The organism is Roseibium sp. AWQ4_254, assembly GCF_056161025.1.
This window is the reverse complement of the sequence record NZ_JBSWYH010000001.1, coordinates 216,737-229,178: the sequence shown is the minus strand read 5'-3', so window position 1 is coordinate 229,178 and position 12,442 is coordinate 216,737. Positions and strand designations below refer to the sequence as shown.

Annotated in this window: 10 protein-coding genes; 2 read left to right on the top strand and 8 right to left on the bottom strand. The window is 61.7% G+C overall.

From position 1 onward, the window contains the following. The first annotated feature begins 244 nt into the window (after positions 1-244). Both denD and ACXAIC_RS01015 read left to right on the top strand, forming a co-directional pair. Positions 245-1,231, top strand: a complete 987-nt coding sequence (denD, locus tag ACXAIC_RS01020; RefSeq protein WP_475172656.1) for a D-erythronate dehydrogenase — start codon at positions 245-247, stop codon at positions 1,229-1,231. Beyond that, a complete protein-coding gene (locus ACXAIC_RS01015; RefSeq protein WP_475172653.1) occupies positions 1,228-2,004 on the top strand; it encodes an SDR family oxidoreductase in 777 nt (258 codons plus the stop codon). Before denD ends, ACXAIC_RS01015 begins: the two co-directional genes overlap by 4 nt. A 79-nt stretch (positions 2,005-2,083) precedes the next feature. Here the strand turns inward: ACXAIC_RS01015 and ACXAIC_RS01010 are convergent, their stop codons facing one another. From ACXAIC_RS01010 to ACXAIC_RS00975, 8 genes are all read right to left on the bottom strand, one after another. Continuing rightward, complete coding sequence (locus tag ACXAIC_RS01010; RefSeq protein WP_475172651.1) at positions 2,084-3,592, bottom strand: aldehyde dehydrogenase (NADP(+)); 1,509 nt, start codon at positions 3,590-3,592, stop codon at positions 2,084-2,086. A gap of 11 nt (positions 3,593-3,603) precedes the next feature. Next, positions 3,604-4,758, bottom strand: a complete 1,155-nt coding sequence (locus ACXAIC_RS01005) for a fumarylacetoacetate hydrolase family protein (protein ID WP_475172648.1) — start codon at positions 4,756-4,758, stop codon at positions 3,604-3,606. Between the two features lie 375 nt (positions 4,759-5,133). Further along, positions 5,134-5,862, bottom strand: coding sequence for a transcriptional regulator NanR (locus ACXAIC_RS01000; protein ID WP_475172646.1), 729 nt, complete (start codon positions 5,860-5,862; stop codon positions 5,134-5,136). 84 nt (positions 5,863-5,946) lie between these two features. Then, the gene (gene apnL / locus ACXAIC_RS00995) at positions 5,947-7,773 is read right to left on the bottom strand and encodes a D-apionate lactonase (protein ID WP_475172644.1); all 1,827 of its coding nucleotides are present in this window, start codon (positions 7,771-7,773) and stop codon (positions 5,947-5,949) included. Then, positions 7,773-8,801, bottom strand: coding sequence for a Gfo/Idh/MocA family protein (locus tag ACXAIC_RS00990; protein ID WP_475172642.1), 1,029 nt, complete (start codon positions 8,799-8,801; stop codon positions 7,773-7,775). Before ACXAIC_RS00990 ends, apnL begins: the two co-directional genes overlap by 1 nt. 37 nt (positions 8,802-8,838) lie before the next feature. Continuing rightward, the gene (locus ACXAIC_RS00985) at positions 8,839-9,903 is read right to left on the bottom strand and encodes an ABC transporter permease (protein WP_475172641.1); all 1,065 of its coding nucleotides are present in this window, start codon (positions 9,901-9,903) and stop codon (positions 8,839-8,841) included. Next, positions 9,900-11,504: a sugar ABC transporter ATP-binding protein gene (locus ACXAIC_RS00980; protein ID WP_475172638.1), complete on the bottom strand. Its 1,605-nt coding sequence runs from the start codon at positions 11,502-11,504 to the stop codon at positions 9,900-9,902. Before ACXAIC_RS00980 ends, ACXAIC_RS00985 begins: the two co-directional genes overlap by 4 nt. Next, positions 11,501-12,184: a DUF2291 family protein gene (locus ACXAIC_RS00975; protein WP_475172636.1), complete on the bottom strand. Its 684-nt coding sequence runs from the start codon at positions 12,182-12,184 to the stop codon at positions 11,501-11,503. Before ACXAIC_RS00975 ends, ACXAIC_RS00980 begins: the two co-directional genes overlap by 4 nt. Positions 12,185-12,442 lie beyond the last annotated feature (258 nt).

Here is a 12,442-nt window from a genome sequence, read left to right as displayed (position 1 = left end):
CGCTCGAACCGACTGACCCCGCCTTTTGCGGCGGGGACTTTTTTACCCCTCCCGTTTCGAAACGGGAGGGACAGTGCTCAGCCAAAGAGGCTTCAAGATCCTGATTATGGGCGGAGCCCGCTCAACCCGCTCCCGCAAATTCGTCTTCCGGCAGGTCTTTCCAGGTTGCAAATGGACTTGCTGCCCTTCCCCTGTCTAGCTTAGGGCTGATGCCCAGGGAGAAAAACAGGGAGGAGCATCCAGGATGCATTTACTCGTGACCGGCGCCGCCGGGATGATAGGCCGCAAGCTCGTGGAGCGGCTGGCACAGGACCCGGACCTTTTCGGCACCCCGCTGACCCGGCTCACACTGGCCGATGTGATCGCCCCGCAGATTCCGCCGCCACTGAAAGACATCACATCCGCCCTCACCCTAGATCTGGCCCGTGCGGAAGATATTGAAACGCTTTTGGCAGAGCGGCCCGGCATGATTTTCCACCTGGCCGCTATCGTGTCGGGGGAAGCAGAAGCAGATTTCGACAAGGGCTATGCCATCAATCTGGCCGGCACCCACCAGCTGTTCGAGACGATCCGCCGCCACGGCCAGAGCGCGCCCTATTGCCCGCGCGTGGTCTTCGCCTCCTCGATTGCCGTATTTGGCGAGCCATTCCCGGACAAGATTGACGATGAGTTCTTCACCACCCCGCTGACCAGCTACGGCACGCAAAAGGCAATTTGTGAACTGCTTCTGGCCGATTACAGCCGCAAGGGTTTCCTGGATGGGATCGGCCTCCGCCTGCCGACCATCTGCGTCCGCCCGGGCAAGCCCAACAAGGCCGCGTCAGGCTTTTTCTCCAACATCCTGCGCGAACCACTGGCCGGACAGGAAGCGGTCCTGCCGGTGGACGAGGATGTGCGCCACTGGTTTGCCAGCCCGCGCGCAGCCGTCGGCTTTTGTGTGCATGCCGCCACGCTGGCAACGGACACGCTTGGCGCCCGCCGCACCCTGTCCATGCCCGGACTGTCCGCCACAGTGGGCGAGCAAATCGACGCTTTGCGGCGAACCGCCGGAGAGAAAGCTGTGAAGCTGATCCGCCGGGAGCCTGATGCGCAGATCCGCCAGATTGTTGCCGGATGGCCCCGGGATTTTGACGCCAGCCGGGCGCTTTCCCTTGGATTTCAGGCCGAACAGAGCTTTGACGACATAATCCGCATTCATATCGAGGACGAATTGGGAGGAACCATCGCATGAGCACACAAACACAGAGCGGAACAGGCAAGATCGCCCTGGTGACCGGCGGCGGCACGGGAGTTGGCAAGGCCGTCTCCAGGGCGCTGAGTTCTGCCGGCTGGAGTGTTGTCATCACCGGACGCCGGGAAGCGGTACTGAAACAGGCAGCCGAGGCGCTGTCGGGCGAAACCGGCAATGCGGTCAGCTGGCTGACCTGCGATGTCGGCGATGCCGGTTCGGTGAAAGTACTGTTCGACACCCTGCAGTCGAAACACGGCCGGATTGACCTTCTGGTGAACAATGCCGGGATCGGCAATTCGCCCGTGCCTCTGGAAGAGATCAGCTTCGAGGAATGGAACCGGGTCGTGGCCACCAACCTGACCGGCGCGTTTCTGTGCACCCAGCAGGCGTTCCGCCTGATGAAGGCCCAGAGCCCGAAAGGTGGCCGGATCATCAATAACGGGTCGATTTCGGCCACCACACCGCGGCCGAATTCAGCGCCCTACACGGCGACCAAACACGCCATTTCCGGCCTGACAAAATCCACCTCCCTGGACGGGCGGCCTTTCGATATTGCCTGCGGCCAGATCGATATCGGTAATGCGGCCAGCGACATGACTGCGAAAATGAGCGGCGGTGTGCCGCAAGCCAATGGGGAGCTGGCCCCCGAGCCGACCATCGATGCCACCCATGTGGCCGATGCGGTGGTCTATATGGCCAGCCTGCCGCTGGATGCAAATGTTCTGACGCTGACTGTGATGGCCACCAAGATGCCGTTTGTCGGGCGCGGCTGAGCCAGCGCCCTCAAAGAAAAAGGCGGGGGCAGCCCTGCGGCTGCCCCCGCCTTTTTGTTTTCCCTGAGAGCCGCCGCGATCAGGCTTTCAGATCGGCCGGAAGCAGGGCTTCGGAGAGGTTCTGATAGCAGACCGGACGCAACCAGCGGCGGATCGCCATGGTGCCGACCGAAGTCGCGCCGAAATTGGTCGAGGCCGGGTACGGCCCGCCATGGACCATGGCCTCCGCCACTTCCACACCAGTCGGAAAGCCGTTGACCAGAATGCGCCCGGCCACCCGCTCCACAATCGGCAGCAGGGACTGGGCAACTGCCAGATCACCGTCTTCCATCTGCAAGGTAACCGTCAGCTGGCCGCCAAAGCTTGCCGCGACCTTCCGCATCTCGTCGTCATCCGCCACCGTGACAATCAGGCCAACCGGCCCGAAGACCTCTTCCTGCAGAGCTTCATTGCTCAGGAACGTTTCTGCGCCGGTCTTGAACACGGACGGCGCCGCCGCACGGCCTTCGCCGGTTCCGGTAAAGAGTGTTTCAACGCCCACCTGGCTGCCCAGATGCTCCTGACCGGAGCGGCAGGCGGCGGCGATACCGTCGGTCAGCATGGTCTGAGGCCCGACGGCGTCCAGCGCTTTCAGTGCAGCTGCGGTGAAGGCCTCACATTCAGCCCCGGCCTTGACCACAACGATCCCCGGATTGGTACAGAACTGGCCCACCCCCATGGTGAGCGAACCTGCCCAGCCTTCGCCAATGGCCGCCGCGCGTTGCGCCATGGCCTCCGGCAGCAGGAACACCGGGTTGACACTGCCCAGTTCGCCGAAAAAGGGGATCGGTTCCGGCCGGGTGGCACACAGGTCAAACAGGGCACGTCCGCCGCGCAGCGAGCCGGTAAAGCCGACCGCCTTGATGAGCGGATGCTGAACCAGGCCCTGGCCGAGCGCGTGGGTCGTGCCCTGCAGGAAGCCGAATGTGCCGGATGGCAGGCCGCAAGCCTTGACAGCCGCGTCGATCGCCTGGGCAACGATCTCTCCTGTGGCAGGATGGGCCGGATGGCCCTTGACGACAACCGGACAACCGGCGGCCAGCGCTGAGGCGGTATCCCCGCCCGCGGTCGAAAACGCCAGCGGGAAGTTGGACGCCCCAAAGACGGCGACGGGCCCAACGGCCCGTTGCACCATGTAAAGCTCCGGACGCGGCAGGGGCTGGCGGTCCGGCAAGGCTTCATCATGGCGCTTGTCCAGATAATCGCCCTTGAGGATATAGTCGGCAAACAGGCGCAGCTGGCCGGTGGTGCGGCCGCGCTCGCCCTGAAGCCGGGCTGCGGGGAGAGCCGTTTCCTGGGTTCCGGCTTCAGTCAGCGCGTCGCCCCGCGCCTCGATTTCATCGGCGATCTTGTGCAGGAACGCGGCGCGTTCCTCACGGCTTGTGGTGCTATAGGCGGCAAAGGCCGCTTCTGCGGCCTGGCAGGCCCGGTCCACATCCGCTTCGGACGCTTCAGAAAAGCTATGCGACGGACCGTCCGCCGGCTGCGACTGAAAAGTTCCGTCGCCTGAGATCCATTCCCCGTCGATGAGGTTTTTTCCGCTCAGCATCTTGTTGTCCTTTAGATCAGCTTGCGAGTTGAAAGATTGCGCATAAGCGCGCGGGTTCCGAAAGTCCATTCCGGGCACTCGGTTGAGAGCCGGACCGTGTTCGAAAGCGTACCCAGCTCAGGACACGAAATTGCAACAAGATCCCCCAATTTGTGGGTGAAGCCTTCTCCGGGCGTATCCCGGTCCTCCGTCGGCGCGAACAGTGTGCCCAAAAACAGGAAAAACCCATCCGGATACTGGTGGTGGCGGCCGCAGGCCTGACGGACCAGATCCTGCGGGTCCCGGCTGATTTCCGACATGGAGGACTGTCCGGTCAGACGGTAACCGTCTGACCCTGTTACGGTCAGGTCCAGTTCCAGTGCGCGCACATCGTCCATGGAAAAAGTTCCGTCAAACAGGCGGACCGCTGGACCGATGGACGTCGAGCCATTGTTGTCCTTGGCCTTGCCGAGCAGCAGCGCGGAGCGGCCTTCCACATCGCGCAGATTGACGTCATTGCCAAGGGTTGCCCCCTTGACCGTCCCGGAACTGTCCACGGCCAGCACCACTTCCGGTTCCGGATTGTTCCAGGTGGAGACCGGATGCAGCCCGACAGAGGCCCCCCAGCCAACTGCTGACAGAGGCTGCGCCTTGGTAAAAACCTCCGCATCGGGGCCGATCCCGACCTCCAGATACTGGGACCAGACGCCTTCGGTAATCAAGGCCTCCTTGAGCTGCGCCGCCTTTTCGGAGCCCGGCACAACAGAGCGGAGGCTGTCGCCGATAATGGCGGTGCAGCGCGTGCGGATCGTCTCTGCCTTGCTGGGGTCTCCCTTGGCCTGTTCCTCAATCACACGTTCCAGCATGGAGGCCACAAAGGTTACACCGCAGGCCTTGATAGCCTGGAGATCGGCTGGTGCCAGCAAAAAGGGCCGGGACGGATCCGGGGTTTCGCGGGAATTGTCAACCAGTTCGTCCAGGGAGCAGACCCGCTCTCCGGGTGCGCTACGCACCCACCCGGCGGGGCTGTCCAGCTCCAGAAGGTCGCGCATGGTGGCAACCTCCGGACTTGTGACATCCACCACATCCGCGCCGCGCAAGGCACAAACGGACGGACCTGCCAGATCCGGGCGCCAGACCCGGACAACAAAAACACCCTCCCCGGGCAAGTTCAATTCGGTGCTCATTGTCTCACATTTTCCAATTCTGAAAGACGCCCGCCACGCTCCGGCCCGCAATGACAGCCGGAACGGCGGCAGGTGCTGGATCAAGGCGCGCGCGGCCCGGACCTTAGATGTCGTGTTCAATCAAGAAGATGCCACCTCACAAGAGACGGATCTGACGTAAAGGCGGGACCGGTCTCGGGGCCTGCTGCAACAGAACCTGTTCCGGGCCCTCCTCCAGAACAGCACTGAGTGCGGAACAGCCCCACAACACGCTTTATCCTTACGAAGCCAGCGCTTCGGGAGCAAGGGCCAAGGCTCAACTTTCTAACATGTTACATTGTGTTTTCGCTGCTGGATCCCCCCGCCGGCTGCTGTGGACCAGCGGCTGGTCCCGCATCACACATGGTGGCGGTAGAGGTCCTGTGAGCGGTTCAGGTGAGAGCGCATGGCGGTTTCCGCATCCTGGACATTGCCGCTTTCGATGCAGGCAACGATCCTGGAATGCTCTTCCAGGGTCACGTTTTCCCGCCCGGACCAGATCAGCAGATCAATATGATAGGTGAACAGCCATTTCAGCATGGCGTCGCTGACAGCCGCAAAGATCGGGTTGCCGGACATGGACGCGATCTTGTGATGAAAGGCCATATCGGCCTTGATGAAGTCCGGCGGCGACCCCAGCACATTTTCCTGATCCGCCACCAGTTGCTTGAGCTCTGCAACGTCGTCCGGCGTGGCCGCTTCAGCGGCAATCCGGATCATGCCGATTTCAAAAAAGCCCCTTGCTTCCTTCAGATGTTCCAGATTGTCGGAGGACGAGGACAGCAGCATTCTGGCGACCAGATCCATCTGCCGGAAGGCAAGATCTGCGGAGAGCTCACTGACCCGCGAGCGCTCGCCCTGGGAAATCGAAATGAGGCCCTGGGTGTGCATAGTCTGCATTGCTTCGCGCACGGCCGGACGGCCAACTCCGAAGCGCTGCATCAATTCCCGCTCGGACGGCATCGGATCGCCCGGGGCAAGTTCCCCGCGAACGATCATTTCGCGCAAGCGGTCAAACACCTGATCGGAAAGTTTGCGCCGGACAATCTTATCGTCACCGGCTTCCGCGCCGTTCCAGTTTGCCATGACCCGCCGATTCGCCCCCTTTCCGTCTGGCCGCACTATACCCGTGATCGGCTCCGCCGCGAGAGCGCTCCGGTTGGCCCGCCCCTAAAGCCACAGGATTTCAAAAGGCTTTAGAACCACAGTCCCCCGCCACGCGGCCTTCAGTGTTTCGCAAGTAAGGTTGGCGGCAAGAAGTTCACTCCCTCTGCCCCGGTCCACAGCCAGCACCGCCAGCCTGTCCGGCGCACTGCTCGTGACCGCATGGACCTTTGCCCCGCTCAGGCCTGCCAGAGCGGCCACGGTCTGGCCCACCGGCAGCAACCCGCCACCGGGTCCGCCAATCACGCCTCTTGGCCCGGCAACCGAGGCCGGAACCCATTGGGAGATCCCGGCCGGAGCGACCCGGGCCGCATAGCCAAGCGTCCAGGCAGAGGCAAAGCGGCCGTGCTGTCGCGGATCCTCATGGCTCATACAAATCCGGCTCTGATGCGGATTGGCGAATGTGCGCGACCCATATGGGTTCTGGCGCATGCCAATGCTGGTCAGCCCCAGCCGGTAGGGCATATCCCGGCCGATGACCGCCCGCACAGACCGGGTGATATGCGGCAGGGTTTCCAGGGTTTCCATGACGCTGTCATCATCGGCCGCATGCACGATCGGATTGGTGCCGTGGGAGACAAAGTCCAGCAGATCCAGCGGCGGGCGCTTGCGGTTCAGCTCCGTGAAATAGCTGACCATACCGCCCCCCAGAACCATCTGAGGGAAGGCCTGCCGGGCGGCCGCGTAAATGTCCTTCAGGGGCGGACAGTCAGGCCACTTGCTGCCCGGCGGCGTCGATTGACGGTCAACGGAGGGACAGACCATCAGCGAAGCCAGCTTGAGACCGCTTTGGCCAACCCAGTCCCGCAGGCGCGAAAACTCTTCCCTCAGATCCCCGTCACAGGCCACCACATATTCCAGATCGATGGTGGCCGGAACCGCTGCCTGAAGCGTCAGGAACCGGCTAAGCGCTTCCCCATCATGTCCTTTCGAAGGGTCCAGATGGCAGAGCAACGCCTGCGGGGCGACCTCCTGCACCAGATCCAGATGGGGGAGAACGGCCTCTACGTCTTCCGGATCCACCAGCAGACCGATTTTCGGAAACAGCGCTCCGGTGTCCTCCCCTGGGGCCACCTGGATCACCTCTTCGTCCTGCTGCAGCCTGGCCCCGTGCGGAGTGGAAAAGGACGGGTCTTTCTTGAGGGTCAGCGTGACGGATTGCTCAAAGCTCTCCTTGTCAGGCAACATATAGGGCCAGGGCAATTCGAGCGGGCGGACATAGGTTTTGTAGGAGGCATCGGACCAGTTGCGCTGATCCTCCATTTCAAAGGCGTCACCTTCCATCCGGCAGCAGGCCGTCAGCCCCTTGCCCGGAGAGTGGGTCAGCGCCCGGATGGATTTGAAGGGCTGCCAGGGATCGATCAGGTCGGGAAATTCCGTCTCGTTGAAGGTTCCGTCACACTGCTCCACCAGCACCGGCGCTCCGGCCACCCCGTCAATCGGATGCAAGATGGTGAAGCCGCAGCGGTTGGTCTCAAACGGCCCGTTCGCAAAGGCTTTGGCAGTAAAGCTGAGATGACCGGACGCAGCGCCGCGGATCTCTGTCTCGACCGTGAGCCGCGCGCCCCCGTGGTCAAAGGTGGCGCGATAGGCAACCCGAAACCCTTCTGCCTCTTCAACGATTTCCGGTTCGTCGATCTCCGGCGCCAAAGTGCCCCAGTCCCGGTCCCGCACCACATAGGAGATGGCGCGCAGAACCTCCAGTCCCTCAAAACGCACATAGCGCAGATTTCCTTCCTCGAACCGGACCTCCAGAGGTCCCGCCCGCAGGAGACGGTAAGGGGCCGGTGGCTCGGCCGTGCCATAAAGATCAAAGGCGGTCCCGGCCTCCATCAGACGCCTCCGGTCAGATCGATCGTCAGGCTGCCTTCCTGCGCCGAACGGTAGGCGCTTTCCACCAGATCCAGAGTCTTCAAATTGTCGGCGCCTGAGGTTTCCGGCTCTTTGCCAGTCTCAAGACAATCGATGAAATGCTGCTGAATGTTGAAGACGCTTTCCTGAATATTGTGCCAGGGCCGCTCGGCCCAGGGCAGCAGGGGCGGCGCAATCTGGCGCTCCCCGGTTCTGCCCTGGCTATGCACCACCAGCTGGTAATCCGGCATCAGACGCAGCGTGCCTGCACTGCCGTCGATCTCCAGCAGCGTTTCGGGGAAGTTTTCCCGGGGCAGCGCCGTTGCGTAGCTGCAATCCACAATGCTGGTCACGCCGCTCTGATGCACCAGCAAGACCGTGGCCACATCCTCGGCCCGGATCGCAGGATTGACCCGCCGCGTGCTGGCCGTGAGAGATTTTGCGTCCCCGAAGAGAAACCGGGCAATATCGAGCATGTGAATGCCCAGATCCTGAATGATGAAGCGCTCGTCGGTCGCCAGATAGGGTTGGCCCGAATAAACGTCGTAATGGGAGCGGAAACTGACCCGCCCCCAGAAAGGTGCGCCGATTGCACCGCTGTCCAGAACCTCCCGCACCGTGCGGATGGCCAACTGCCAGCGGAAATTCTCATGCACCATCAAGGTCACGCCCGCCTGCCCTGCCGCCTCGACCATCTTGCCGGCATCCTCCATGGTATCGGCAAAGGGCTTCTGGCAGATGATATGCAGCCCGGCATCCGCCGCCTGTTCTACCAGTGGGCGGTGGGTCTGAACCGTGGTGGCGATGTCAACAAAGTCAAGCGCTTCAGCCTTGAACAGCGCGGCCGCATCCCGGTAAAGGCGCGTGATCCCGAATTTCGCCCCCGTGGCCTCCAGCCGCTCCGGGTCCCGGTCGCACAGGGCAGTGATTTCTGCCCCCATCACATCTGCCCAGCCATGCAGGTGGTTCTGGGCAAAGAAGCCGCATCCGATCAAAGCGCCTTGTTTCATAAGTCCTCCCGGGGCTATGCCCCTGTCAACGTCCTGTTCACGCAGCCGCAGCCTGCTGCTGCAAGGCCACCCGGGCCTGTAATCTCTGCTGGGCCTGATCCACCACCACGGCGGCAATGATCACCAGCCCCTTGATCACGGTCTGCCAGAACGAACTGACACCCATCATCACCAGACCATCCGACAGCACCCCGATCACAAAGGCGCCGACAATGGTGCCGCCAATCCGCCCCCGGCCACCGGACATGGATGTACCGCCGAGCACCGCCGCCGCTATGGCGTTGAGCTCGAAGGTTTCTCCGGTGGCCGGGTGGGACGCGACGAGCTGGGAGGAGATCACCAGTCCGACAATGGCCGCGCAGAACCCTGAAAACATATAGACGAACATCTTGACCCGGTTAACCTTGACCCCGGACAGAGCCGCCGCCTTTTCATTGCCGCCCACCGCATAGATGTGCCGCCCGAGCGGCGTCCGCCCGGCAATATAGGCGGCCAGGAACCCGACAGCGATCAGCAGCCAGATCGAGACCGGAATGCCCAGAACACTGCCCGCGCCCAAAAAATTGAAGCCGGTGGAGCCATAGGCTTCATTGCCAACCAGATTGGGAAAGGTTGCCCCGTCCGAGGACAGAAGGGCAAGGCCGCGCGCCACATAGAGCGTGCCAAGTGTAGCGATGAACGGGGCCACATTCAGCCGCGTTATCAAGAGCCCGTTTATCGCCCCCACCACGACACCAACCACCAGCGTGATCAGGATGATCTCGAAAATATTGAAATAGACCGAATAGCCGATGCCCAGATCAACCCCATTGAGGATCAGATAGCCCGCCACCATGCCACACAGGCCGACTATGGACCCGACAGAAAGGTCAATGCCGCCGGTGATGATGACAAAGGTCATGCCGATGGCGAGAAACGCATTCAGCGCCACATGTTTGGACATGATGACAAAGTTGGCGGTGCTCAAGAAATTGGGCGCCGCAAAGGAAAAGAAGGCAAAAACCGCAATCAGCGCGATAAAGGTCCGCAGTTTCAGAACGAGCAGGATCAAGGGCTGCCCGCCGCCCGCAACCGGACGCTGCGTATCTGTGAGTGTTGTCATCCCTGGTGTCTCCCGTTCAGCGGGCCGGTCTCGCCCGTTGGAGAATGGCCGACCGCGGAGGCCGCGATTAGATCTTCTTCTTTTGCGCTGCTGCCCTCAAATTCCCCGGTGATCCGCCCATTGGACATGACGATGATCCGGTCGGACAGCGACATGACCTCTTCCAGATCGGAGGTCACGAACAGAATGCCGAGGCCCTCGGCCGCCAGCCGCCGCATGGTGCGGAACACTTCCGCCTTGGCACCGATATCAATTCCCCGGCTCGGCTCATCCATGAGCAGCACTTTGGGCGCGGTCATCAGCGCCTTGCCGATCACCACTTTCTGCTGGTTGCCGCCGGACAGGGAACTGACCGGGTTCTCCATGCTGGCAATCTTGATGGTGAGATCCTTGACGAACCGGCCCACCGCGGACCGCTCCTGCTTCAGGTTCAGGTGAAAGCCCTTTGCAAAGCTCCACAGGCTGGACAGGGACATGTTCTCCCGGATCGGCAGGATCTGCACGAGCCCTTCCGTCTTCCGGTCCTCCGGGATCAGCGCCAGCCCCCGGCCGATCCGCCCGGCCACATCCGGCTCGTCGAGGCGCCTGCCGTCCACGTAAAACGCGCCGGTCGAGGCCGGGTGCTGAGCCATGATGCATTCAAACAATTCCGACCGACCGGCGCCCATCAGCCCGTAAATGCCGACAATTTCCCCTGCCTTCAGGGACAGGGAGACATGGTCAACCAGATAGCCGCCCGCCTTGCCCCTCAGGCAGATGTCCTCGCAGCGGAACACCTCGGCGCCATAGGTATGCTCCACCGTCTTTGCGAAATCCTTGGAGGCCGCTCCGATCATGTTCTGGACGATCCAGGGAATATCCACGCCCTCCATGGAGCGCGCGCCGGTTTTCCGGCCATCCCTGAGCACGGTAATATAGTCGCCGATCCGGATCAGCTCTTCCAGCCGGTGGGAAATATAGACAATGCCGACGCCGCGTTTGCGCAGATCATCAATCACCCGGAAGAGGATCTCCACTTCCGCAGCGCTCAAGGCAGAGGTCGGCTCATCCATGATCAGGATGCGGGCATCCTGAGCCAGAGCCTTTGCGATCTCCACAATCTGCTGCTCGCCTATCCTCAGATCCGACACAATGGTGTCGGGCGAAATATCATGTTCCAGACGCTTGAGCAGCGCGGCAGCTTCCGCGCGCTGGTCCTGGGCGGCAATATCAATCCCGCCCCTTGTCTTTTCCCGGGCAATGAAGATGTTGTCGGCCACCGACAGGTTGGGAAAAAGGTTCAACTCCTGAAAGACAATTCCGATCCCGTGGGCCGCTGCGGCACGGGTATCGGGAAAGGTCAGCACCTCGCCCTCCATCAGGATCTGGCCAGAGGTGAGCTGCTCGACCCCGGCAATCACCTTCATCAAGGTCGATTTTCCGGCGCCATTCTCGCCCACCAGCACATTGACCGCACCCAGATGCACATCAAAATCGACATCCTTCAGCGCCTGAGTACCCGGATAGACCTTGTTTGCCCCCCTGACGGACAGGCCGACAGGATGCTCCGTGCCTGGCGCATAGGCGGCGCCGGCCGCTTTGCCGTCAACCTGCACCGTCATTGCTCCCGGACCTCCAGCTCCACCGGGGTCACCAGATAGGGCGGCCCCTTGCCGCGCACAGTGAAGGCGCCCAGCGCCCTCACATGCTTGCCGGCAAGCGCGTCCCTTGGGGCATCCTTGAGCACCGTGTCATAGGCGCGGGTGTTGAGGGCGCGGGAGAGTTTTGCAAATTCGATCTGATCCGTGAAGGAGGAGAAATCGACAAAGGGCAGAATATCCCGAAGGGCGGTGCCCCGGATCACCGGGCCAAGCTGCAAGATAACATCTGCCGTGCCATCCCCGGTCACATCCACATCGGCCGTCGCCGCCCGTGTGTCAGTCTTGGCAGACAGGATCGTGCCCTCAATCCGGGTGGCAAAATTCCATGGGCTGCCTTCACTGGTCGGCCGGTAGCCGCTCTTTTCCCCCGCCGTGTCCACATCCTGCTGCAAAGCCGGATAAAGGGTATTCATATCCGTCGCCGTCTCGGCAAGATGGGGCAGCACCTGCTCGTCCCAGATCCCAGCCACCAGCGCGGTCATGTCGCCGCCCGGCTGGCTGGAGACTGTGGTCTGCTCCTGCGCCTTGCCAGCAATCTCGTTCTTTTCCAGTTTGCAGGCCCCAAGGGCAAGCGCGGCGACAAAAACGGCGCATACCAACGGGAATGGGGCCAACGGGGATGGGGCTGGACCACGGATCACGTTAAACCTCCCGGATCGTCTCAAAGACCGATTTGCGCAAATCGCATTTCATTGGATTTGCCTTCCGCTGGCAGCCACCAGAAATGTCAGCACAAAAGACAAAAGTTTTAGCTCCATCTGAATGCGGCCGGCTCCAAAAGATTTTCAGCAAAAGAAGACACCGGTTTGCGTCCGCAGTCGCGTGAAAACAACGGGTTGGAGCGTTTCCCTGATGCCATTTCAAAATGGACAGGCTTTGGATAGAAACCGCCTTGCAGA